This is a genomic window from Bradyrhizobium sp. JR4.1, assembly GCF_040548605.1.
Taxonomy (GTDB): Bacteria; Pseudomonadota; Alphaproteobacteria; order Rhizobiales; family Xanthobacteraceae; genus Bradyrhizobium; species Bradyrhizobium canariense.
In genome coordinates, this window is sequence record NZ_JBEPRY010000004.1 from 178,188 (window position 1) to 201,242 (window position 23,055).

Consider the following 23,055-nt stretch of genomic DNA (forward strand, 5'->3'; position numbering starts at 1 on the left):
CCACCCTGAAAAGCTCGGCGCCAGCTGGCGCGTCCGCAAGAGACTCTCAGCAGAAATTAACGTTGCGCGACCAACATGCCCAACATGTATCCTGAGCGGATTTGTCAAATGCCTTATCTGGTTCACACCAACAGAGAGCTCGGCTTGATGCTGAGGGGTATCAAGCCGCTCGCGTATTTCATGGACATCGTTGGCCAGGAGCCAGATATTTGCATTCGATATTGGCGCATGTTCGACAGGCACGTCACTGAGGGTTGCTTGACAAGACGCGAGCTGATCGAAGCATGTCCTGACGCGCCGCAGTTCGAATATCGGAGCCTCTTCTACGCGTTGCCCGGCCATGAGTGGCGGGTTGATGCCATGCTTGCGCTCCTAAACGAACCCGGAGCCTGGTCCGATGATCGCGAACGGCGCTTTGGCGAATTGCTTGGTTACGAGAGCTGGCAGAACGACTATTGGCTGATGCATGGTCGCTCGCAGGCGGATGTCTGGTCGACGCCCGTCGTGGGCCATTCGAGTTGCGAAGACACGCCCTAAGGCCGTTTGTCCCAATCGCTGGGGACAGACGGCGGCGCTTGAAGGCATTAGCTTGGCGAGGACACAGCAAGGGAGGCCGCCTTGAGCACGGCGCCGCGCATCGACATCGACCCGGCCGCGTTCTGGGCCGACCCCTATCCGATGCTCGCCAAGATGCGCAAGGAGGCGCCGATCGCCTTCGTGCCGCAGCTCGGCTCGACGCTACTGACGAGCCGCGACGACATCTCGATCTCCGAGAAGCAGATCGACGTGTTCTCCTCGCACCAGCCTGCCGGCCTGATGAACCGGCTGATGGGCCACAACATGATGCGCAAGGACGGCGAGGCGCACCAGGTCGAGCGCCGCGCGATGTTTCCGACGGTGTCGCCGAAGACGGTGAAGGCGCACTGGGCCGCGCTGTTCCAGGCCCATGCCGATCGCATCATTGACGCGATCGAGCCCGGACGTATCGATTTCATGCGCGACTTCGCGTTGCCGTTCTCGGGCGAATGCCTGAAGTCGATTACCGGCCTCACCAATATCGGCTTTGCGGATATGGACGCCTGGTCACAGGGCATGATCGAGGGCATCGCCAACTACAGCGGTGACGCGGCCGTCGAGGCGCGTTGCCATGCGGCGACGTCGGGCATCGATGCGGCGATCGACGACATCCTGCCTGTGATGCGCAAGCATCCCGACCAGAGCCTCCTCGGCGTGCTGCTCGCGTCGGACATGGCGATGGAGAGCGTGCGCGCCAATGTCAAACTGGCGATCTCCGGCGGCCAGAACGAGCCGCGCAAGGCGATCGCCGGCACGGTGTGGGCGCTGCTGAGCCATCCCGAGCAGCTCGATCTCGTGCGCAAGGGCGAGGTGACCTGGCTGCAGGCCTTCGAGGAATATGCCCGCTGGATCTCGCCGATCGGCATGTCGCCGCGACGCATCGCAAAGCCGTGGTCGATCCGCGACGTCGCGTTCGAAACCGATGAACGCGTATTCCTCATGTTCGGCTCCGCCAATCGCGACGAGAAGCATTTCGAGCGCGCCGATCAGTTCGACGTGCGGCGTGACACGGCCAAGAGCGTCGCGTTCGGTGCTGGCCCGCATTTCTGCGCCGGTGCCTGGGCCTCCCGCGCCATGATCGCCGACGTCGCACTGCCGACATTGTTCGCCCGTGCCGGCCGGATCGAGCTTGCCGACGACGAACCGGTGCGGATCGGCGGCTGGGCGTTCCGCGGACTGCAGAATCTGCCGGTGAGGTGGCTGCATTAGTCCGGCAAGGACCGGTCCATCCGCAACGCGGCCATGATGCCATCCTGCTCCTGTTTTGCCCGACGAGTCAAGTCAAATTCGGATAAACGTAAGTCATTGTTTTCGCACGCGCCGGCTACTGTGCATGGGGTTGTTTTCGCGATTTTTAATTTCTCGGCCGGGCTGCGTGCGTTTTTCACATTCGCGTGCGGAAAAATATCCCCTGCGTTCGCTCCGCTGATTGAAAGATTAATCATGCGCTCTGCCAACTGCGCAGTGCTTGCATCGCTATTTTTCCGCGCGTCTCGACACCTCCGATCAGCCGCACCATCATTCACGAACACGAATGAAGGACGGCCGCACGCGGCCTGGAGTGTCGGATGCAACGTCGGGACTTTCTCAAACTATCCGTTGGAACTGCGGCAGCCGCCGCATTCGCTTCAAGTGCCAAAGCACAAGGCGCGGTGAAGGAAATTCGTGTCGGCTACCAGAAGACCGGCGTGCTGGTTATCACGCGTCAGCAGGCCGCCCTGGAAAAACATTTCGCGCCATTGGGCATCGACGTGAAATGGGTCGAGTTCTCGTCGGGACCTCCGATGATGGAGGCGATGAATGTCGGCAGCATCGATTTTGGCGCGGTCGGCGATTCCCCGCCGGCGTTCGCCCAGGCGGCGGGCGCGGCGATCGTCTATGCCGCCGGCCAGCCCATCACCAACGGCCAGGGCATCCTGGTGCCGAAGGATTCGCCGATCCGCGGCATCGCCGACTTGAAGGGCAAGCGCGTCGGCTTCACCAAGGGATCCAGCGCCCACAACATCGTGGTGCAAACGCTGGAGAAAGCGGGCCTCACCTACGCGGACATCACGCCGGTCTATCTGACGCCGCCGGATGCCGGGCCTGCCTTTGCCAATGGCAGCATCGAGGCGTGGGCGATCTGGGATCCTTACTTCGCGATCGGCGAGACCAAGCAGAGCGGCCGCATCCTGATCAATGCGCGCGACGTCATCAAGACCAATTCCTTCTTCATCGCCAATCGCGATTTCGCCAGGAATCACGGCGCGATCCTGCAGCAGATCATCGATGTGACGACCGCGGCTGGTCAATGGGCCGAACAGCACCGCGACGAGGTCGCCAAATCGCTCGCCGCGATCACCGGCGTCCCGTTGGACATCCAGACCCTCGCCGCCAATCGCGCAAATTTCGTGGTCGGCCCGGTCACCGACGACATCGTCACGACCCAGCAGGGCGTCGCCGACCGCTTCCACAAGCTCGGCCTGATCCCGAAGCCGATCGTGATCCGCGACATCGTCTGGCGCAACCCGGCAGCCTGATCGTGCCCACCAATTTCCCCATTTCAAAAGGTTTGAACATGAGGCGTATCGTTCAACGCGTATTCGCAGCCATCGTCATATCGATCGGCATCGTCGCTGCCGCGGTCGGAACGACGTACGGCTAGTCATCGGAGCACCTCCATGAGCAACGCCAACATCCTCTGGTTCCTGCCGACCCACGGCGACGGCCGTTATCTCGGCACCGGCACCGGCGGCCGCGAGGTCAATTTCAACTATCTGCGCCAGATCGCGCAGGCCGCCGACCAGCTCGGCTATTTCGGCGTGCTGCTGCCGACTGGGCGATCTTGCGAAGATTCCTGGATCGTCGCCTCCTCGGTCGCGCCGTTCACCGAGCGGCTGCGCTATCTCGTGGCGGTCAGGCCGGGCCTGCAATCGCCGAGCGTGGCCGCGCGCATGACAGCGACGCTCGACCGCATCACCAACGGTCGGCTTCTGGTCAACGTCGTCACCGGCGGCGATCCCGTCGAGAACAAGGGCGACGGCATCTTCCTTGCCCATGACGAGCGCTACGAGGTCACCCGCGAGTTCCTCAGCGTCTATAGCGAGCTGCTCGCCGGCAAGACCGTCAATGTCGAGGGCAAGCACATCCATGTCGAAGGCGGCAAGCTGCTGTTTCCCCCGGTGCAGTCGCCGCGTCCGCCGCTTTATTTCGGCGGCTCGTCGGATGCCGGCATCCACGTCGCCGTCGACACCGTCGACAAATATCTGACCTGGGGCGAGCCGCCGGCTTTGGTCGCGGAGAAGATCGCCAAGGTGAGGGAGGTCGCCGCCGCACGCGGCCGAAAACTATCGTTCGGCATCCGGCTCCACGTGATTGTCCGCGAGACCAATGACGCGGCCTGGCGAGCGGCCAATGAGCTGATCAAGCATGTCAGCGACGAGACCATCGCGACGGCGCAGAAGAACTTTGCGCGGATGGATTCGGTCGGCCAGCAGCGCATGGCGCAGCTCCACGGCGGCAAGCGCGACAAGCTCGAGATCGCTCCGAACCTGTGGGCCGGTGTCGGCCTCGTGCGCGGCGGCGCCGGCACGGCACTGGTCGGCGACGCCCAGACGGTCGCGGCCCGCATCAAGGAGTATCAGGACATCGGCATCGATACCTTCATCATCTCGGGCTACCCGCATCTGGAGGAAGCTTATCGTTTCGCCGAGCTGGTGTTCCCGCTGCTCTCGCTGGAGCAGCCCAGCAACGTGACCAAGCTGCACTTCAACGGCGGTCCTTTTGGTGAAACGGTCGGCAGCGACTTGCGTCCGCAGCAGAAGGTGTCGCAATCATGAGCCTGATCGACAGCGTTTCGCTTCCCCGTAGTTTGCGCCTGCCGCGCGTCGACGGCCTGATCCAGTGGATCGTGCCGCTTGCCATCATCGCGATCTGGCAGGTCGCCAGCGTCACCGGCTTCGTGCCGACGCGGGTCTTGCCGGCGCCGAGCGACGTCGTGCTTGCGGGCTGGAAGCTGCTGCTCTCCGGCGAGCTCGCGCGCAACATCTGGGTCTCGTTCTGGCGCGCCTCGATCGGCTTCCTGATCGGCGGCAGCATCGGCTTTGCCTTCGGCCTCGCTAACGGCCTGTCGCAGCTGTCGGCCAAGCTCACGGACACGACGCTGCAGATGGTGCGCAACGTGCCGCATCTGGCGCTGATCCCGCTGGTCATTTTGTGGTTCGGCATCGATGAGAGCGCGAAGCTGTTCCTGGTGGCGCTCGGCGTGTTCTTCCCGATCTACCTCAACACGCTGCACGGCATCCGCACCGTCGATCCGCAGCTGATTGAGATGGGCCGCATCTACGGCATGACTGACGGCGAGCTGTTCCGCCGCGTGATCTTCCCGGGCGCGCTGCCCTCGATCTTCGTCGGCATCCGTTTTGCACTCGGCATCATGTGGCTGACCCTGATCGTCGCGGAGACCATCGCGGCGTCTTCGGGCCTAGGCTATATGGCGATGCAGGCGCGCGAGTTCATGCTGATCGACGTCGTGGTGCTCTCGATCCTGATCTACGCGCTGCTCGGCAAGCTCGCCGACAGCGCCTCCCGCGTGCTGGAGCGCCTGACGCTCTCCTGGCACCCCGCTTATTGGAAACGCTGAGCAGAAATACCGGGAATCACATGCAGACTGCCCTTCGTACCTCCCTTCCGGAAACCGAACTCGCAACCCGCGCCAATTTCGCGCCTCACGCCCGCGTCGTGCGCGAGGAGCGCCCGGTGCAGACCTCCGGCCTGCCGCTCAGCATCCGCGGCTTGCGCAAATCCTACGGCGACAACGAGGTGCTGCGCGGCATCGATCTTCACATCCCCGCCGGCCAGTTCGTCGCCATCGTGGGCAAGAGCGGCTGCGGCAAGAGCACGCTGCTGCGCCTCATCGCCGGCCTGGAGAAGTTCGACGCTGGCAGCATCTCGCTCGGCGACGCCGTGAAGCCCGAGGATATCCGCGTGATGTTCCAGGAGCCTCGGCTGTTGCCCTGGGCCCGCGTTCTCTCCAATGTCGAGGTCGGCCTCGGCCGCGATCGCGCCTCTTCCGACGCGCATTCACGCGCGGAGAAGGCGCTGACCGAGGTGGGGCTGACCGATAAGCGCGACCAGTGGCCATCGGTGCTGTCGGGCGGCCAGAAGCAGCGCGTAGCCCTTGCCCGCGCGCTGGTCTCGCGTCCCCGTGTGCTCGCCTTCGACGAGCCGCTTGGCGCGCTGGATGCGCTGACCCGTATCTCGATGCAGCGGTTGCTGGAGCGCGTCTGGCGCGACCAGGGCTTTACCGCGATCCTGGTAACCCACGATGTCGCCGAGGCGGTCGCGCTGGCCGACCGGGTGCTGGTGATCGAGGAAGGGCGGATCGCCCATGACGTCGTGGTTAACACGGCCCGGCCCCGCCAACGCGGCTCGGCCGAGCTCGCGGGTCTCGAAGGCTCGATCCTGAGCCACCTTTTGTCGGCGGACGATCGTACCTAGATAGACAGGGACCCCGGCTCGGGGACGATGCCATGAATGTAGTGCCCCGCGATCTCATGACCGAAAATGTCGTCTCCTCCGCCGATTTCCGCGGCGCCATGCGCCATCTCACCGGCGGCGTCAGCGTCATCACCGCCGGAGGGGGCAAGGACATCACCGGCATGACGGTCACCTCGGTCAGCTCGTTCTCGGTCGATCCGCCGACGCTGATCGTCAGCATCAACCGCGATGCCTCGTCCTTCCCGCTGATCCGACGCTACGGTGCCTTCGGCGTGAATATTCTCGCGGCCGATCAGCTCGAAATCGCCGAGCGCTTTGCCGGCAAGGGCGGGCTCAAGGGTGCCGATCGTTTCGCGGGCGCCAGATGGGTGACGGCGGTCTCGGGTGTTCCGCTGCTGGTTGGCGCATTGTCCGCCGTCGATTGCGAGGTCGAGGACATCTTCGAGCGCCATTCGCACGGCATCATCATCGGCCGAGTGCGAGACGTCAAGAATTCGACTCGCAACGCTGCGTTGGCCTATTGGCACGGTCAGTATGTGGCGGTGGATCAGGACGAAGACGCCGTCAGGCTTGCGGACGTCAGCGTTCCCACCCACGTCCGCCGCGGCATTTGATCGCCGCTGGCGATGGGCCGTGCAGGCTGGCCTTTTCCGCGTCATCGCTCTAGAAGCGCTGCCTGAGCCTCCCGCCGGGACAGCAATGGAGCGCAATGATGAAACGCGTCGCGACCTGGGCCTTCTACGCGGTCGGCGCGCTCGCGATCGCCTATCTCGCGCTCTACGCCTATGCGATGTTCAGCGGCCATCCGATCGTGCCGGGCGACCCCATCCAGATCTTCCGCAGGCCGGATGCGCCGAGCTATTCGTGAGGTTCGGGAGGTCTCGTAGGGTGGGCAAAGGCGCACTTGCGCCGTGCCCACCATCTTTCCCCGGCACCTGAAGCGGTGGGCACGCTTCGCTTTGCCCACCCTACGGCACCTGTTTTCACCCCCGCAAGATCGCCAGCGCCAGCGCCTGCGCGCGCGGGACGATGCTGTCGAGCTCGAGATATTCCTCTGGCGTGTGCGCAAGCCCGCCGACCGGGCCGAGCCCGCAGATGGTCGGCGTTCCGACCGCGGCGGTGAAACCGGAATCGGCGCAGCCGCCGGAGAACTCGCCCTGGAGCGTGGTGAGGCCGGCCTGCTTTGCGGCGGCCTGATAGTTCTCGAACAGCGCCTTTGAATCGGCGCTCTGCACCACCGGCACGAACTCGCCCTTGACCGTCAGCGTCGCGCTGGTACCGGGCACGTAAGGTGTCGCGATGATCGTCTCGATCGCCGCCATCACCCTCGCGCGGTCCGCCGGATCGACGTAGCGCAGGTCAATCTGCCCTTCCGCGTAAGGCGCCGTGGTGTTGACGGATTGCCCGCCCGAGACGAGACCGACATTGAGCGTGATGCCCTTGTCGAGATCGGTCAGCGCGTGGATATGCACGATCTTGTGCGCGAGCTCGCCGATCGCGCTGACGCCAGCGGCGAAATTGGCGCCGGAATGCGCGGCTTTGCCGGTAATGGCGACATGCATGAAGATGCCGCCCTTGCGGCCGGTGACGATATTGCCGGTCGGGCGGCCCGGCTCGGAATTGAACACGGCGCGCGCGGCGCGTCCTTCGCGCTCGATCACCGGCCGCGAGGAGGGCGAACCGATCTCTTCGTCCGAGGTGATCAGCAGCTTGATCGGGTGCGGGTTGCCGCCGAATTTGTGGAAGGCGGTTGCCACGAATATGTTCAAGACGACGCCGGACTTCATGTCGGCAACACCAGGACCATAGGCGCGCCCGCCCTGGATCGTGAACGGACGCCGTCCGGCCTCGCCCTTGCCGAACACGGTGTCGCGATGCCCCATCAACAGCACCGGCTTCTCGTTGCTGCCGGGCTTTGCCACCTCGGCGTGGATCGCGTCGCCGAATGTGGCGTGGCTTTCGCGCCGGAACGGAATGCCGTGCTCGGCGAAATGCTGCTCGAACCGCGCCCCGACCGCATCGACGCCTTCCTTGTCATAGGATCCGGAATCGATGTTCACGACATCGCGCAGCAGGTCGATCATCGCCTGCCGCTGCGACGCCAGCCAATCCGTGATTTGAGCTTGAGACATGTTCACCCTCGCGTGGTTCTCGGTGGCGCTTATAGGGCTTTGCGGGGGCTTGACCTAGTCGGAGAATGCGGTGCGGCCATGTCGCAGTCTGCGGGTTTGATGCACGCTGCCTCCCCAACGTCGTCCTGGCGAAAGCCAGGACCCATACCGCGGAATCTGTCGACGGAGGGTGGTAGGAGTACCGAACGACGAATCTTCGCCAACCCTCCTTGGGGTAATGGGTCCTGGCTTTCGCCAGGACGACATTGAGAGTCTGGAGGCTGTCTGCACTTCACCAACAAAAATGCCCGAGGACCAGCCCCGGGCATTCGCAGTCTCAATGTTCGGCAGGAGCGCCTACGCCCCCACCATCGGCATGCGCGGATATTCACCCGGGGTGCCGGCTGGCGTGATCGGAATGCCGCCGTCGGAATATTCGTTGAGCTTGTTGCGCAAGGTGCGGATCGAGATGCCCAGGATGTTGGCGGCATGGGTCCGGTTGCCGAGGCAGTGCTTCAGCGTCTCCAGGATCAGGTCGCGCTCGACGTCCGCGACGGTGCGGCCGACCAGTGCCCGCGTCACCTGCTCGGCGGCCATGGTGGCATGCGCCACGGCCGGCGCGGTCTTGGCGAGGTCGAGGCGGTCGCCGTCGGGCGTGAGGATCGCATCGGCACCGATCTCGTCGCCCTGCGCCATCAGGACCGAACGGTGCATGGTGTTTTCGAGTTCGCGGACGTTGCCCTGCCAGCGGTTGGTGGAGAGCACGCGGCGCGCTTCCGCCGAGATCGGGCGCATCGGCACGCCATTGGCTTCGGCATATTTCTTCACGAAGTGCTGAGCGAGCTCGAGAATGTCGAGGGGACGCTCGCGCAGCGGCGGGATCTTCAGATTCACGACGTTGAGCCGGAACAAGAGGTCTTCGCGGAACGTGCCTTCGCGCACCGCGTCCACCAGGTTGCGGTTCGAGGTCGCGATGATGCGGATGTCCACCGGGACGGGCTTGGTGCCGCCGACACGGTCGATCACGCGCTCCTGGATGGCGCGGAGCAGTTTCGATTGCAGGCGGACGTCCATTTCCGAGATTTCGTCGAGCAGCAGCGTGCCGCCGGTTGCCTCCTCGAACTTGCCGATGCGGCGAGCGATCGCGCCGGTGAAGGCGCCCTTCTCGTGGCCGAACAGCTCGGACTCCAGCAGATGCTCGGGGATCGCGGCGCAGTTGATCGAGATGAACGGGCGCTTGGCACGGGCCGAGCGGGTGTGGACGTAGCGAGCCAGCACCTCCTTGCCTGTCCCGGATTCGCCGGTGATCATCACCGAAGCGTCCGAGCCTGCGATCTGCTGCGCGAGCTTGATCACCTTGGCCATCGCCTCGTCGCGATAGACCAGCTCGCGGGAATCGTTGGCGACGGCAGCCAGCACCGCTGCGATCAGCTCCGGGTCCGGCGGCAGCGGGATGTATTCCTTGGCGCCGGCATGGATCGCGGCGACCGCGGCGCGGGCGTCGTTGGTGATGCCGCAGGCGACGATCGGCGCGTGGATGTGTTCGGCCTCGAGCCGCATCACGAGGTCGCGGATGTCGAGGGCGACGTCGACCAGCAGCAGGTCGGCGCCCTTGCCGCCGCGCAGCACGCGCATCGCCTGTTCGTTGTCCTCGGCGTGGGTCACGGTGGCGCCGTTTGCCATCGCGATCTTGGTGGCGGTGGTGAGCTGGCCCTTCAATGTGCCAACGATGAGAAGCCGCATGTCAGTCTCCTGTGGTCGCGCTGCCGCGCGTCGTCGCTTTAGGCGCGTTCAGTCTTGATGATTTCGGTCATGGTCACGCCGAGCTTGTCCTCGACCAGGACGACTTCGCCGCGGGCAACCAGCTTGTTGTTGACGTAGATGTCGATGGCCTCGCCGACGCGCCGGTCGAGCTCGAGCACGGTCCCGGGTCCGAGCTTCAACAGCTCGCTGACGTCCATCTTGGAGCGGCCCAGCACCGCCGAAACCTGCACCGGCACGTCGAACACGGCCTCGAGGTCGGCGGCGGCGCGCGTCGCATATTCGTCCTCGTTGTAGCCGACGTCGGTGCCGGTAGGCGGCATCGGGCCGTTGAGGTCGGGCAGCGGGACCTGTCCGTCAGTGTCGCTCATGATTTAACTCCCCCTGCGGGATGCAACGTAGCGTCCCACCATTTCGTCGATCTTGGCCGCGATGGCGGCGCGCTCCAGCACGACGCCGCCATCGGCCCATTCGATCCGGCAGTCGCCGGTGGCAATCTCCGGCTCGGCCAGAATCACCAGCCGGCCTTCGAAGCCGTTCTGCCTGGCCAGCCGCTCGATGTTCTCGCGCGCGGAATCGTAGAGCGCGTCGTTGATGCGGACGACGAGATGCGGCGTCGCGACCAGATGCGAGAAGCAGTCCTTGACCAGCGCGACGATTTCGCCGAGCGGCTCGGCGGCGACCAGATCGGCGCACAGCTTGCGCGCCACCGCGACCGCGACGTCGACCGCCTCGGTCTCCATCTTGGATTCGATGTTGCCGATGCCCGAGGCGATGCCCCGGATGGCGATGTTGATCTCTTCCATGGCGAGCGCGACACGGCGGTCGCTCTCGGCTTTGGCCTCGCGCTGGCCGGCGGCGAAGCCGTCCTGATAGGCGCGCGCCTCGGCTTCCGCGACCTTCTGGGCGATCTCGGCCGCGGTTGCGGCCTTCTCGCGCGTCCGGTCGGGCGCTGCGAAGTCGTTGTCGAACAGGAATTTTGCCGGAGCGGCCATCAATACACCAGCTCGTCGTCGGCGCGGTTCTTGGTCAGCATGATCTCGCCCTTGGCGGCGAGATCCTTGGCGAGGTTGACCAGCAGCGCCTGGGCCTCGTCGACGTCGCGCAGGCGGACCGGACCCATCGCCGCCATGTCATCCTGGAGCATTTTTGCCGCACGCGACGACATGTTGCCGAAGAAGAAATTGCGGACGTCCTCGTTGGCGCTCTTGAGCGCGACGCCGAGCTTGTCCTTGTCGACGTTGCGCATCAGGGTCTGGGCGGAGCCGGAATCCAGCTTCACGAGGTCGTCGAAGGTGAACATCAGCGCCTTGATGCGCTCGGCCGATTCGCGGTTGTCCTCTTCCAGCGAGGTGATGAAGCGGGTTTCGGTCTGGCGGTCGAAATTGTTGAAGATTTCCGCCATCACCTCGTGGGCGTCGCGTCGGCGGGTCTGTGACAAATTGGACATGAATTCGGTCCGCAGCGTCTTCTCCACGCTCTCGATCACCTCCTTCTGCACCGCCTCCATCTTCAGCATGCGGTTGACGACGTCGAGCGCGAGATCCTCGGGGAAGATGCCGAGCACGCGCGCGGCGTGTTCCGGCTTCAGCTTCGACAGCACGACCGCGATGGTCTGCGGATATTCGTTCTTGAGATAGTTGGCGAGCACCTCTTCCTGCACGTTGGAGAGCTTCTCCCACATGTTACGGCCGGCGGGGCCGCGGATTTCGTCCATGATGCCGTTGACGCGCTCGGGGGCCAAATATTGCTGGAGCAGCCGCTCGGTGGCGTCGAAATTGCCCATCAGCGCGCCGGAGGCCGACATGCGCGAGACGAATTCGAGCAGCATGTCCTCTACGGTGTCGACCTCGACGGTACCGAGCGTCGACATCTCCAGAGAAAGCTGGCGCACCTCGTCGTCGTCGAGCAGCGACCAGATCTTGCCGCCATATTGCTCGCCGAGCGCCAGCATCAGGATCGCGGCGCGCTTCGGCCCCGCCACCGCGTCGACCTTCGCGCCTCCGCGGCTGCCGGCACGCTGACCGAGCGTGGAGATCACGCTGGTGATGTCGTTGGAATTGGCGTTTTGCAGGGCAGCGGCCATGTCAGATCACTTCTCGATTATTTCGTGGGTTCGGTCAGCCATTGGCGGATGATGGCGACGGTCTCGTTGGGATTGCGCTCGGCGAGTTCGCCGACACGATGGACGGATTGGGCATGGACCTGGCCCTGGACGGTGGCGACGTCGATCGCGCTCGCGGCGCCGCTCGGCAGGAGCGGCTGGCTGGCGGGCGCGGCCTCGTCGCTCGCCGGACCGGTGAGGACTCCGGAGATGGCGGCCGCGACTTCGTCCGATGCCAGGATGCGCTTGACCAGCGGCCGGATCACCAGGAACAGCACGACCAGGCCGAGCAGCATCATCACGCCGAGCTCGACGAAGTACATGACGTCGTCCTTGGTGAACTGGAGCATGCCGAGCAAGCCGCTCGGCTCCGCGATCGGGGTGGTGGAGGGGGCGTCGGCAAAGCGCAGATTGACGACCTCGACCTGGTCGCCGCGCTTCTGGTCGAAGCCGATCGCCGAGCGCACCAGCGTGGCGATGCGGTCGAGCTGCTCCTTGGTGCGGTCCTGGTAGGCCAGATCGCCCTTGTCGTTCTTGGAGTAGATGCCGTCGACCAGCACCGCGACCGAGATGCGGTTGACGCGGCCGGCCTCGGTCACCTCGGTCTTGGTGGTGCGGGAGATCTCGTAATTGTTGGTCTCTTCGCTCTTCTTGCTCTGGTCCTTGGCCGCGACGCCGCCGTTCTGCTGGTTGCCCGGCAACTCGTTGTTGACGGTGACCTGGCCGTTGTTGTCGGCGGTCATGCTCTGCTCTTCGCGGGTCTGGGTCGAGCGCAGCACGCGGCCTTCGGGATCGTACTTGTCCGAGGTCTGGGTGATCTTGTTGAAGTCGAAATCGGCGGAGAGCTGGACCCGGGCGCGCCCCGTCCCCACCACGGAGGAGACGATGTCCTCGACCTGCTTGCGCATCCGCTTCTCGAAGGCGGTGCGGCGCTCGTCGCCCATCGCCTGCTCCGGATCGGTCTGGGCGCCGTCGGCGAGCAGCTGCCCGGTCTCGTCGACGATCGAGACCCGCTGCGGCTTCAGCCCGTTCACGGCAGAGGCGACGAGGTGGCGGATGGCGCGGATCTGCTGGGCTTCCAGCGCGCCGCGGACCCGCACCACGATCGAGGCCGACGGCTCCGGCGCCTCGCGCGAGAACAGCGGGCGCTCGGGCAGCACCAAATGGACGCGGGCGGCCTGGATGCGGTCGATGGCCCGGATGGTGCGGGCTAGCTCGCCTTCCAGCGCGCGGAGATGGTTGATGTTCTGGACGAAAGAGGTGGTGCCGAGCGCATCCGACTTGTCGAACACCTCGTAGCCGACGCCGCCGCCCTTGGGCAGGCCGCCCTCGGCGAGCTTCATCCGCAGCCGGGTGACCTTGTCCTTGGGCACCATGATGATGGTGCCCTCGTTGCGCAGCTCGAACTGGATGCCCTGGCGCTCCAGGTCCTTGATGATGCCCGAGGAGTCCTCGACGCTGAGGTCGGTGAACAGCGTCGTCATCTGCGGCGTGGTGACGCGCATGATGACGAACGCAAAGAAGCCGACGAGCGCGGCGGTGACCGCGATCATCGCCCCGAACCGGGCGGCTCCGATACCCTTCAGAAAGTCCGCAAGACCTTGCAAGCAACCGCCCCGACAGATTCGGCTGCTTTCACAGGAAAGGCCGACTGGGCAATTATTGCCTAGGTGATGGTTTCGATATGGTTAACGAAGGTTAAGAGCTGCGACAAAAGTAGCGCCAAAACGAAACATGAAAAAAATCGGCCTCGCAAGGCGAGGCCGATTTTCGTCAAAAGCCGCAGATTTCCGGATTGCCTACTGGCGATATTGTTGGATACGGGTGGTGCGAAGTCCCGCCAGACCATGCTGGTCGATCGAAAACTGCCAGGAGAGGAATTCGTCAACCGTCAGGGTATAACGGCTGCAGGCCTCCTCAAGGGAGAGAAGACCGCCACGGACTGCGGCGACGACCTCGGCCTTGCGGCGGATGACCCAGCGTTTGGTGCCGGGTGCAGGCAGATCCGCAATCGTCAACGGACTACCGTCCGGCCCGATGACGTATTTTACCCTCGGGCGATGGGGTTCTGTCATGGCGTACTCACAAACTCTCAACCACTGAACTCACTCAGGAACCCTACGCCCGCCGACTTAAAAATCCGCTAAGCCTAAGGCTTCAATACAATTCTCGTTGAAAATGGCTGGAACGCAGCCGTCTCGACCGGCGGGACGGTGCGTCCGGGCGGGCCGAGGGGGGTGTTCGTAAATACTTTACTAACGAAAGAGGCCTGCGGGGGTGTCGCACGGCCCTCAACGTCGTCCTGGCGAACGCCAGGACCCATTACCCCAGCGCGAAGTTTGACGAAGACTCGGAGTTACTTCCTCGCGCCAAAACGACTTTCGGTGGCTATGGGTCCTGGCTTTCGCCAGGACGACACAGCGGCATTCCGCCTTTAATTGCTGGCCGTCGCGATGATGCTCTTGACCTGGCTCATCGTGTAGCTGGCGCCATCGATGGTCAGCAGCGGCGGCGACTGGGTCAGGTCCACGGATGACACCGTGCCCTGCACCTGCGCGGCGATGCCGACATTGTTGTTGGCGACGTCCTTGCCCGTGGCCGAGATCGTGTACTTGCCGTCGGGCCATTGCGTGCCGTCATTGCCCATTCCGTTCCAGGTGAACGGAACGTCGGTGCCCGCTCCGGCGGTGTATTTGCCGGTGAACACGGTCTGGCCGCTGGCATTGGCGACGGTGATGTCGACGGTGGCGTCGCTGGGCACGTTGAGATGCCAGGTTGCCGACGAGTTGGTCATGCTTGCGGTCGTGCCGTCGACCAGGGCGGTCTTGCCGACGAAGCCGAGCGCCTGGGTCGCCTGCGTGGTCTGTTGCAGGGTGACGAGCTGGGACAGCGAGTCGTTGGTCTTGAGCTGCTGCTCGACGCCGGCGAACTGCACCAGCTGCTGTGTGAACTGGTTGGTGTCCAGCGGATCGAGCGGATTCTGATTCTGCAGCTGCGTCGTCAGCAGCGTCAGGAAGGTCTGGAAGTTGCCGGCCAGCGTCGCGCCGGTGCTCGAGCCCAGGCTTGGGTTAGACGAGGATTTCGGCAGGTCGGTCGTGCCGGAGACGACGGACGGGGCGGTGGCGGCATTCGTGGTAGTCATGATCGAATACTCCTCACACTCTGATATCGACGCCGCTGCTCGATCCGAGCATGCGGCCGTAGCTGCGCCCGACCGGGGCTGCGGGAACTGCGTCGTCGTCGCTGACGATCAGCCGGCGGGCATTGCCGCCATTGTCGTTGTTCTGGCCGGAGTTCTGCCCCGACGAGTTCTGGTCGCGCAGGCTGAAGGACAGTCCGTTGCTGCCGGTTTTAAGGCCGGCATCGTCGAGCGCGCGCTGCAATTGCGGCGCGTCCTGCCGCAGCATCTGCAGCGTCTCCGGCTTCTCGACGGTGAGATGCGAGGTGACCTGGCCGTTGCGGTCGACATTGATGCGGACGTCGATGCGGCCGAGGTCGAGCGGATCGAGGCTGATGTCGAACCGGGTCTTGCCCGCGCGCGCAGCGGCGGCAATTTCGATCGGCACGCCGCTGATCGGAATGGCCGTATTGGTGGCCGCGGTCGCCGTGAGCGTCGCGGTCGAAGCGGTCGCGGCCGAAGTCGTATTGGTCAGCGACGCCTGCACGGCCGAGGCCGCCTGCGCGCTGGTGTCGGTGGTGGGGACAGCGACCTGCGTGCCGCCATGGGCATGATTGGTTGTCGTCGCCGGTGCCGCATCGGCGGTGCGGTCGGAAGTCCCAGCCTTGGCGTCGGCCGCGTTCGCATCGATGGACGGCTTGTCCGGTTGCGGATGCGCCGTGGTGGCGGACGCTGCTGTCGCCGAGGTCTGCGCGGCGTTCGCCTTGCCGGTGTCCTGGCCGATATTGGAGACGTCGCCCGCGCCGTGCGCAAGGGCTGCGGCCTTGAACGAGGTTTTTGGCGTGCCCTGGTCGACCGCGGCGATCAGGCCGCCATTGGTCTTGGCATCGGTCGCGGTCGAATCGGTCGTCCCGGTCGCGGCATCGGCCAGCGTCGCCGAAGTGTCGGCATCGACCTTGGCACTTGCGGTCTTGGCGCTCTTGTCGCCCGGCGTCGCGGTATCGGTCTTGGGGCCGGCGATCTGCGCCGCGATGGACGCGCTGGCGGCGATGCCGGCGGCGGCAATCGTCAGCGGCGAGGAGGCGGAGCCGGCGGCCTGGTTCGTAGCCGCGTTCGGATCGGCCGGCACGGCCACGACGAGTGCGTTTGGATCGGGCACAGCGGCGGCCTGCGTCGCGTCAATCTGCGCGGCCGCGACGGCGTCAACGGCGGCAAGGCTGCCGTCGGCCTTGTCCCCCTTGGTCTCGTCGGACTTGTCCGCAGACTTGTCGGCCGATTTGGCGTCGGACGCCTCCGGCTTGTCCTTGGTCTTGCTATCAGCCTTGGCCGCATCAGCCGTCGTATCGTTCTTGGCGTCGCTCTTGGCGTCGTTCTTGATGTCGTTTTTGGCGGACGCGGAATTGTCAGTGTCGTCGCTGGCCTTGCTCTGCGAGGGCTTGTCGGTCGCCGAGCGATCGCGCGGGCTCCTGTCCGAGGCGGAGGAGGATGAATCGGTCCGGCGCGGGGAGTCCTGCGCGGAGGACGCCGCGCTGTCGCTGATCGCCTGGGTGTTGCTGTCCACCAGCGAGCCGAACGAGTCGTTGGCGGAGTTCTCTTTCGGCGCTTGCGACCGGGCAGGCTTTTGCTGCGCGCTTGGGACTTGCATGCTTGCCACGACATCTGACGTACGACCGACCACAGGCAACCCCTTGGAAACATCTTCGCCATGAGAGGGAGCAAGGAGCGGGCCATCCTCGCGCTGAGTAATTTTATTGAATTAAATCAATGGTTTGATGATTTGGCGTCCCCGCCTCAGGGCCTCTCGAAGGCCCGCCATTTCTGCCTCCCCGGCAAGAATTGCCGTAAACCTTGCGGGGTCCGTGATTGCTTCACCGGAAGGCCGCCTATATTAAAGAGACAGCTCTCAACCGCTTTCGACCGGGCAGGCCGTGCCCTTCGGGAACTCTCAGTTCCCGGGGATCGCCGATGTCCCGCCGGAAGCACCCAGCGGATCGCCCAACGCCGCCGTCCACAACGCTTTAAGGCCCATGCTCAACAGTCTGGATCTCGAAGGCCGTCCTGAGGATACCAGGGTCGTCGTTGCCATGTCGGGCGGCGTCGATTCATCGACGACGGCTGCGCTTTTGAAGGCGGAAGGCTACGACGTCGTCGGCATCACGCTGCAGCTCTACGACCATGGTGCTGCGACCCATCGCAAGGGCGCCTGCTGTGCCGGCCAGGACATCCACGACGCCCGCGATGTCGCGGCCAAGCTCGGCATTCCCCATTACGTGCTCGACTACGAGGACCGCTTTCGCGAATCCGTCATCGACAATTTCGCCGACAGCTACGCGCTCGGTGAGACGCCGGTGCCGTGCATCGAGTGCAACCGCTCGGTCAAGTTCCGCGACCTCTTGAAGACCGCGCGCGAATTGGGCGCCACCGCGCTCGCCACCGGCCATTACGTCGCCTCGCGCCGCCGCGACGACGGCTCGCGCGCGCTGGTGTGTGCCGCCGACGCCGATCGCGACCAGAGCTACTTCCTGTTCGCGACCACGCAGGAGCAGCTCGATTATCTGCGCTTTCCGCTCGGCGACATGACCAAGCCCGAGACCCGCGAGCTGGCGCGGCGCTTTGGCCTCGCGGTTGCCGACAAGCACGACAGCCAGGACATCTGCTTCGTGCCCACCGGGCGCTACACCGACATCATCACCCGCCTGCGGCCGAACGCGATGGACCCCGGTGACATCGTCGATCTCGACGGCCGCGTGCTCGGCCGTCACAACGGCATCGCCAATTTCACCATCGGCCAGCGCCGCGGCCTCGGCATCGCAGCCGCCGCACCGCTGTTCGTGGTGCGGCTGGAGGCCGCCAACCGCCGCGTCGTCGTCGGCCCGCGCGAGGCGCTGAAGATGCACCGCATCAGCTTGCGCGACGTCAACTGGATCGGCGATGGCGACATCGACCGCGCCATCGGCAATGGCCTCGAAATGTTCGTGCGCGTGCGCTCGACCCGCGCGCCCCAGCCGGCGTGGCTGCGCGGTGCGAACGGCCATTACGAAGTCGAGCTCGTCGCCGGCGAAGAGGGCGTTTCGCCGGGACAGGCCTGCGTGTTTTACGACGCACCTGGCGGCCAGGCCCGCGTGCTCGGCGGCGGCTTCATTCAAAGCGCCGCCGCGAAGGCCGCAAGCAGCACGACGAGGCCGCTCGCAGAAGCGGTCCGCGGCTAAAAAAATATATAGGGCAGGGGGCATGGCAGCAGACATCTCGCGGGCCGGGGTCGAGAAGGCCTATGGCCGCTGGGCGCCGGTCTACGATCTCGTGTTCGGCAAGGTGTTCGACGCCGGCCGGCAGTCGACCATCGCGGAGGCCGACCGCGTCGGCGGCCGCATCCTCGACGTCGGCGTCGGCACCGGGCTTTCGCTGTCGGATTATGCGCGCACCACAAAAATCTGCGGGGTCGACATCTCCGAGCCGATGCTGCGCAAGGCGCAATCGCGCGTGCGTGCGCTGCGCTTGAGCAATGTCGAGGTGCTCTCAGTGATGGACGCGAAGAATCTCGCCTTCCCCGGAAACTTCTTCGACGCGGTGGTCGCGCAATACGTCATCACCGCCGTGCCGGATCCGGAGGGCACGCTCGACGAGTTCGTGCGCGTGCTCAAGCCCGGCGGCGAGCTGATCCTGGTCAATCACATCGGCGCCGAAAAGGGTTTGCGCAAACTCTCCGAACTCGCGTTTGCGCCCTTGGCTCGCCGTCTCGGCTGGCGCCCGGAGTTTCCGTGGGCCCGCCTGGTCGACTGGGCCGCGAAACATGGCGGCGTTACGCTGGCGGAGCGCCGCCCGATGCCGCCGATGGGGCACTTTTCGTTGATCCGCTACCTCAAATCGTAATGTTCGGGGGTGGGAACAGGGCGCGCGCCCCGCGCGTTTCCCTCCCATGCGCACCACATCGAACATCATTCTGGCCAGCCTCCTGATCGCCGCCTCCGGCAGCGCGATCGCGCAGGCCCCGCCCGCCCCGGCGACGCCGCCGCAACAAACCGCGCCGCCGTCCCCACAGCATGCGACGAATTGTACGCCGCAGGACCGCCCGAACCGCTCAGCCGACGGCACCACCACCGGCCAGTCCCGGGAACCGCTCGGCGACAAGCTGGCCAAATCGGACGGCGTGCTCTGCCCGCCCTCCGGCGTCGATCCCGAGATGCACGCCCCGGCGCCCAGCACGAACGGCGCCATGCCCGTGATCCCGCCCCCCGGCAGCCCCGGCGGGGATCCGACAGTAAGGCCGAAATAGCTTGTCGCGCCGAAGCCTTGGCGTAGGCGGAGCCTGTTCCGCATCCCCAATCTCGTCGTCATGCCCGGGCTCGTCCCGGGCATCCACGTTCTCGGCGGCAGCGAAGAAGTCCGTGGATGGCTGGGACAAGCCCGGCCATGACGGTGCGGCCGGAAATTAAGCTCAAAACAAGCCAATTCGTCTCCACCCGCGGCGATGTCCGCCGAAGCTTTCGCTAAGCGGAAGCGAAGGCGGATTGACAGCCCGCCGCCCTCTTCCTTATATGCCGCGCGTTCGCGAGATCGGCCTTGTCAGGCCCTCGCGACCCTGTGGCGGGGTAGCTCAGCTGGTTAGAGCACGGGAATCATAATCCTGGGGTCGGGGGTTCGAGTCCCTCTCCCGCTACCAAATCCAGCATAAGTCCTTGATTTCCCAGAGTTGGCCGATTGATGTTTCGCCACGAGGGATATCTCATTGATACATCCGAGCTGGTCGCTGATCAATTCTCATGACCGCACTGTGCAGCTCGTTGTGGCTGGTCGTTCTCGCCTCAAGCCGGGTCAGGACAGTTAAAAGCACATACGGAGAATATGTTCTTTGGTCGAAGGCGGTAACGCACCTCAAGGGTGCTATCGTCGGTCCGAAGCTCATCGTTCTACAAAGACGCTCGCTTCAGTGAAGCTCAGAACCGCTCCTAATTCATCTTGAGCTCAATTTCCGCGATAGTAGGGAATCAACGGCGGATTCTCGGGGTCGAGCGGTTTCATGTGTCGGTCCATCACGGTGACGTCGAGCCCCTTACCCGGAGCCGCAAACTCCTTGTCGATAAGAATAATCTGCGTTGCTTTGAGCTCGTTCGTACTCAAGTCGTAGAGCATGTCATAGAAGCTGTGAAACTGCTGTCTGTTCTCCCTCTCGCTGATGTTTTTCATCGGAGAGTCGATGATCAGCAGATTCGGAAGTGGCGCGCCGAGCTTCATCGTGAGCCTATGAAGCGCTATTGCAAAGCAACATTTGAACAATGTCTTCTTGCCGCCGCTGCTGAGCGTCGTGAAGGACGTCTCTCTTTCGTCATCAATGCCACCGCTACGAATGACGGGATAGAAATCTGCTTTCGAGATAACCACCTGATCCTTTGCAGAGATGCCCGGGACTTCAGCCCGTAACAGGCAATCGAGAAAGAGTCTCTTCAGCTCATCAAGGTTGGTCTCGTCCTCTTCCGCAGCAGCCTTGGCAGCGCGTAAGGCGACGCGGACCTTTGTTTCCTGTTCAACGATTTTCCCGAGCTGCTCGCTTTGCTCGTCGAGCAACCGCGGGAAGCGAGCAAGGCTATCAAGATTTGCGATGTTCTGCGCGATAGCCGCCCGCTCATGCTCCTTCGCCAAAACGGTCGACAGGTAGGCAGAGTCGTAGCGTGCAAGCGCTTCGTTGCGCTCGTGCTCTATCCGACGCTTGCGAAAGGCCAATTCTTCGCGTTGTCTTCGGTTCGCGGCTAGGGCGGCGTCGTGACGTTGCAAGATGTCTTTAAGTTCCGCCATCCGCTGTTTGAGGTCTCTCTCGATCAGTGCGGCTTCCTGCGGGTCGGCAACCTCGCTCACGTCGGGCTGAGCGCAGACATGACATAGCGGAGCGTGACGCTCCGGGAGTGCCTGGGTGCAACGCGGGCACGAGTTGAATTGAACGCCACTGAGCACCTCCCGTGCCGAACGAGAACGCTTGAAGCGCACCGAAAGAGTCTCAAGTTCATTGAGGTGACGCTGATCCCGATTCGCGCTGGCCGAAAGATCGGCCACGGCTTCATCGAGTTCGGCAATGGCTCTACCGAGCTCAAGCGCCGTGTCGCGGAGCTGATCAGCAGCATGATCGGTCAATTTCTCGAGGTCGGGTTGCGACCGGAGCGTCGAAATCTCATCACGGAGCTCTGCATCTCGTTCGCTTAAGACCTTCTGGCGCGCTCGAATCTCTATCTCGGTTTCGATCCCGACTTGCTTGAGCGCTCGGCGCAAGCTCTCAATAGTTGCAGCAATGCCAATGCGCTCACCCCGTAGCCGGTCAAGTTCCGCCTCAAGCTCGGCAACACGTTCATCATGAAAACCGATAATGTAGCGCAAAACATCGCGGCTTTTGAGCTGCTTGAAAGTGTCCCCGCCACGTTGCAGATGAAAGAAAGAACTGTCGATCTCGTCTTGGTCCAAATAACAGTACCATAGGAGGTCTCGGATCGAGAGCCGTGCACTGTCCGAGTCGTCCCGCTTCTTGCTTTTCCGCACTCGCGGAGGCGTTAGCCCAGACAGATGGAAAATGAGATCGGAGAGCGTTTCTACCTCTGTTCCTGGAAGGGCGATGCCAGCGGCCACTCTGGCGGGAAGTACTAATTGGATGGCGTCCGCCCCGCTCCCCCAGGAAGTAAGAACGTTATTGGCATCGCGCTCCCGCTCGATGGTCAAGGCTCCATTCTGCAGCTCCAGGGTAAGACTAGCTGCAACAAACTCGCTCTGCATCGCAGGAGAAAGCTCCACGCGCGCTCCAAGGCAATAGTCGATCATCTTCGCGATGCTGGATTTTCCGGCGCCCATCTGTCCCCAGAAGTAGGACAGATTGGTGAAGCGCTGCACGACGTCCTCTTGCCGAAAGGATAGACTTAACGCGGGAATGTTAAATTTCATGGCGAGAGCGCCTCTCCCCATTTCATATCTATGATTTCAGGTATCGTTTCGTAGACAAAATCCTTAAGGCGCGTCGCGTTCATTGAACCGACAGCCGCAACTGTAAGGTCGCTCCGGCGCGCGACGTCGACGTTGAGCGGATCTTGCCGAAGTAGGGCCGCGACCTCGCGTCCCTTATCCGTCAGGCCGATCTCAATCGTATTGCCCGTAACGCCAAGCATGACGAGACCGCGCGCATGGAGGAGGCCAAGCCAACGCCGATAGCGAGCATCCCAAGGACCATACCGAAACCGTATCATCTTGGCTTCGATCGATGTCCGCTCGCGCGGAAGGACTTGTACCTTTTCCGCGCCCTTATCCAAACGCAACAGCACGCGCTCAAGGCTCGTCGGATAACGAACCAAATAGTCTAGCTTCGCGAGTTTTGTAATGCCCTCGACCGCCTTGGCTTTCGTTTCCGGCGTCTTCTTTCTGACGTCGGCGCTTTGAAGAAGGATCAAAAGTCGCGACATATGCAACTCGTCGCGATTCTCCATTTCAGCAAGCGTTTTCACGAGGCGCAAGCTCATCCCGGCTCTCCCGAAACGAGGTCAAAGCGATCGCTCCACCAAACGCGGCACTCGCTCGTGAAGAGACCCGTCACGCCAACAAGGCAGTCATATCCATGATGTCCGATTTGCTCGGCATGGTCGATTGCCGCGGCCTTTAGCCGGTTTTGCGCCTCGATCATCATTTCCGGCCCGAAGGTGGCGCCTTCCACTCGCGTCCGAAGGTGAGCTTCACTAACGGCACCGAGGACCACTTGTTCAATCTGCGTCTGCAGTGCCGGGTAGGCCGCCGGTCGACGCATGATATCCTCCATGAGCGCGAATTTCTGTCATACGAGTACGGACGGCCCGAACGGCGCTTTCGTTTTCCGAAGTTGTGCGCTTGCGTCGGAATGCGTCGCCGATATCCCGGGCAAAAATTGTAGGGACTCGGGAAGCTGT

The 23,055-nt window shown here is 63.7% G+C and carries 24 protein-coding genes and 1 tRNA gene; 12 read left to right on the plus strand and 13 right to left on the minus strand.

All coding sequences use genetic code 11. The features are described from left to right. The first annotated feature begins 108 nt into the window (after window positions 1-108). Both ABIB90_RS12350 and ABIB90_RS12355 read left to right on the plus strand, forming a co-directional pair. On the plus strand, window positions 109-537 hold the full coding sequence (locus tag ABIB90_RS12350; RefSeq protein WP_354160110.1) for a hypothetical protein: 429 nt from the start codon (window positions 109-111) through the stop codon (window positions 535-537). Between the two features lie 81 nt (window positions 538-618). After that, on the plus strand, window positions 619-1,785 hold the full coding sequence (locus tag ABIB90_RS12355; RefSeq protein ID WP_354200740.1) for a cytochrome P450: 1,167 nt from the start codon (window positions 619-621) through the stop codon (window positions 1,783-1,785). On the opposite strand, the gene ABIB90_RS12360 is transcribed toward ABIB90_RS12355, so the two are convergent. Beyond that, entirely contained in the window at window positions 1,782-2,021 is a 240-nt protein-coding gene (locus ABIB90_RS12360) for a hypothetical protein (RefSeq protein ID WP_354160114.1), read from the minus strand. The genes ABIB90_RS12355 and ABIB90_RS12360 overlap by 4 nt on opposite strands. A gap of 123 nt (window positions 2,022-2,144) precedes the next feature. Here ABIB90_RS12360 and ABIB90_RS12365 point away from each other — a divergent pair, with 123 nt between their 5' ends. The 6 genes from ABIB90_RS12365 (at window position 2,145) to ABIB90_RS12390 (ending at window position 6,922) form a co-directional block, all read left to right on the plus strand. Then, the gene (locus ABIB90_RS12365; protein ID WP_354200741.1) at window positions 2,145-3,095 is read left to right on the plus strand and encodes a sulfonate ABC transporter substrate-binding protein; all 951 of its coding nucleotides are present in this window, start codon (window positions 2,145-2,147) and stop codon (window positions 3,093-3,095) included. A gap of 141 nt (window positions 3,096-3,236) precedes the next feature. After that, the gene (gene ssuD, locus ABIB90_RS12370; protein ID WP_354200742.1) at window positions 3,237-4,394 is read left to right on the plus strand and encodes an FMNH2-dependent alkanesulfonate monooxygenase; all 1,158 of its coding nucleotides are present in this window, start codon (window positions 3,237-3,239) and stop codon (window positions 4,392-4,394) included. Next, window positions 4,391-5,197: an aliphatic sulfonate ABC transporter permease SsuC gene (gene ssuC / locus ABIB90_RS12375; protein ID WP_354160120.1), complete on the plus strand. Its 807-nt coding sequence runs from the start codon at window positions 4,391-4,393 to the stop codon at window positions 5,195-5,197. Before ssuD ends, ssuC begins: the two co-directional genes overlap by 4 nt. A 20-nt stretch (window positions 5,198-5,217) precedes the next feature. Beyond that, entirely contained in the window at window positions 5,218-6,054 is an 837-nt protein-coding gene (locus ABIB90_RS12380; RefSeq protein ID WP_354200743.1) for an ATP-binding cassette domain-containing protein, read from the plus strand. Window positions 6,055-6,086: 32 nt separating this feature from the next. Then, a complete protein-coding gene (locus tag ABIB90_RS12385) occupies window positions 6,087-6,668 on the plus strand; it encodes a flavin reductase family protein (RefSeq protein ID WP_354200744.1) in 582 nt (193 codons plus the stop codon). Window positions 6,669-6,763: 95 nt separating this feature from the next. Next, window positions 6,764-6,922 carry a hypothetical protein gene (locus ABIB90_RS12390; protein ID WP_018453881.1) on the plus strand — a complete coding sequence of 53 codons (159 nt, stop codon included), beginning with the start codon at window positions 6,764-6,766 and terminating at the stop codon, window positions 6,920-6,922. A 115-nt stretch (window positions 6,923-7,037) separates the two neighbouring features. Here the strand turns inward: ABIB90_RS12390 and ABIB90_RS12395 are convergent, their stop codons facing one another. The 9 genes from ABIB90_RS12395 to ABIB90_RS12435 form a co-directional block, all read right to left on the minus strand. After that, window positions 7,038-8,186 carry a M20 family metallopeptidase gene (locus ABIB90_RS12395; protein ID WP_354200745.1) on the minus strand — a complete coding sequence of 383 codons (1,149 nt, stop codon included), beginning with the start codon at window positions 8,184-8,186 and terminating at the stop codon, window positions 7,038-7,040. A 336-nt stretch (window positions 8,187-8,522) separates the two neighbouring features. Then, the gene (gene flbD / locus ABIB90_RS12400; protein ID WP_354160128.1) at window positions 8,523-9,908 is read right to left on the minus strand and encodes a sigma-54-dependent transcriptional regulator FlbD; all 1,386 of its coding nucleotides are present in this window, start codon (window positions 9,906-9,908) and stop codon (window positions 8,523-8,525) included. A 38-nt stretch (window positions 9,909-9,946) separates the two neighbouring features. Beyond that, window positions 9,947-10,297, minus strand: a complete 351-nt coding sequence (gene fliN / locus ABIB90_RS12405) for a flagellar motor switch protein FliN (RefSeq protein WP_007596160.1) — start codon at window positions 10,295-10,297, stop codon at window positions 9,947-9,949. 3 nt (window positions 10,298-10,300) lie between these two features. Beyond that, entirely contained in the window at window positions 10,301-10,921 is a 621-nt protein-coding gene (locus ABIB90_RS12410) for a FliH/SctL family protein (protein ID WP_219681649.1), read from the minus strand. After that, window positions 10,921-12,012 carry a flagellar motor switch protein FliG gene (fliG, locus tag ABIB90_RS12415; protein WP_219681648.1) on the minus strand — a complete coding sequence of 364 codons (1,092 nt, stop codon included), beginning with the start codon at window positions 12,010-12,012 and terminating at the stop codon, window positions 10,921-10,923. The genes ABIB90_RS12410 and fliG overlap by 1 nt, the downstream gene beginning before the upstream one ends. 17 nt (window positions 12,013-12,029) lie before the next feature. Then, window positions 12,030-13,637 (minus strand): flagellar basal-body MS-ring/collar protein FliF, encoded by a 1,608-nt coding sequence (gene fliF, locus ABIB90_RS12420; RefSeq protein WP_219681647.1) that lies wholly within the window; start codon window positions 13,635-13,637, stop codon window positions 12,030-12,032. A 192-nt stretch (window positions 13,638-13,829) separates the two neighbouring features. Continuing rightward, complete coding sequence (gene sciP, locus ABIB90_RS12425; protein ID WP_002714638.1) at window positions 13,830-14,105, minus strand: CtrA inhibitor SciP; 276 nt, start codon at window positions 14,103-14,105, stop codon at window positions 13,830-13,832. 359 nt (window positions 14,106-14,464) lie between these two features. Continuing rightward, window positions 14,465-15,172: a flagellar hook assembly protein FlgD gene (locus ABIB90_RS12430; RefSeq protein ID WP_007596155.1), complete on the minus strand. Its 708-nt coding sequence runs from the start codon at window positions 15,170-15,172 to the stop codon at window positions 14,465-14,467. Between the two features lie 13 nt (window positions 15,173-15,185). Continuing rightward, window positions 15,186-16,826: a flagellar hook-length control protein FliK gene (locus ABIB90_RS12435; protein ID WP_502918231.1), complete on the minus strand. Its 1,641-nt coding sequence runs from the start codon at window positions 16,824-16,826 to the stop codon at window positions 15,186-15,188. A gap of 349 nt (window positions 16,827-17,175) precedes the next feature. Between ABIB90_RS12435 and mnmA the strand changes: the two genes are divergently transcribed. The 4 genes from mnmA to ABIB90_RS12455 all read left to right on the plus strand — a co-directional run bounded on the left by mnmA (window position 17,176) and on the right by ABIB90_RS12455 (window position 19,808). After that, window positions 17,176-18,357 carry a tRNA 2-thiouridine(34) synthase MnmA gene (mnmA, locus tag ABIB90_RS12440; protein WP_354200747.1) on the plus strand — a complete coding sequence of 394 codons (1,182 nt, stop codon included), beginning with the start codon at window positions 17,176-17,178 and terminating at the stop codon, window positions 18,355-18,357. A gap of 22 nt (window positions 18,358-18,379) precedes the next feature. Continuing rightward, entirely contained in the window at window positions 18,380-19,018 is a 639-nt protein-coding gene (locus ABIB90_RS12445; RefSeq protein ID WP_354200748.1) for a class I SAM-dependent methyltransferase, read from the plus strand. Window positions 19,019-19,064: 46 nt separating this feature from the next. Continuing rightward, the gene (locus tag ABIB90_RS12450; protein ID WP_007596151.1) at window positions 19,065-19,421 is read left to right on the plus strand and encodes a hypothetical protein; all 357 of its coding nucleotides are present in this window, start codon (window positions 19,065-19,067) and stop codon (window positions 19,419-19,421) included. 310 nt (window positions 19,422-19,731) lie between these two features. Further along, window positions 19,732-19,808, plus strand: a tRNA-Met gene (locus ABIB90_RS12455). A 302-nt stretch (window positions 19,809-20,110) separates the two neighbouring features. Here ABIB90_RS12455 and ABIB90_RS12460 read toward each other — a convergent pair. The 3 genes from ABIB90_RS12460 to ABIB90_RS12470 are packed head-to-tail and all read right to left on the minus strand — an operon-like array spanning window position 20,111 to window position 22,916. Further along, the gene (locus tag ABIB90_RS12460; protein ID WP_354160144.1) at window positions 20,111-22,066 is read right to left on the minus strand and encodes a hypothetical protein; all 1,956 of its coding nucleotides are present in this window, start codon (window positions 22,064-22,066) and stop codon (window positions 20,111-20,113) included. Then, window positions 22,063-22,635: a hypothetical protein gene (locus tag ABIB90_RS12465; protein ID WP_354160146.1), complete on the minus strand. Its 573-nt coding sequence runs from the start codon at window positions 22,633-22,635 to the stop codon at window positions 22,063-22,065. The genes ABIB90_RS12460 and ABIB90_RS12465 overlap by 4 nt, the downstream gene beginning before the upstream one ends. Then, the gene (locus tag ABIB90_RS12470; protein WP_354160148.1) at window positions 22,632-22,916 is read right to left on the minus strand and encodes a hypothetical protein; all 285 of its coding nucleotides are present in this window, start codon (window positions 22,914-22,916) and stop codon (window positions 22,632-22,634) included. The genes ABIB90_RS12465 and ABIB90_RS12470 overlap by 4 nt, the downstream gene beginning before the upstream one ends. Window positions 22,917-23,055 lie beyond the last annotated feature (139 nt).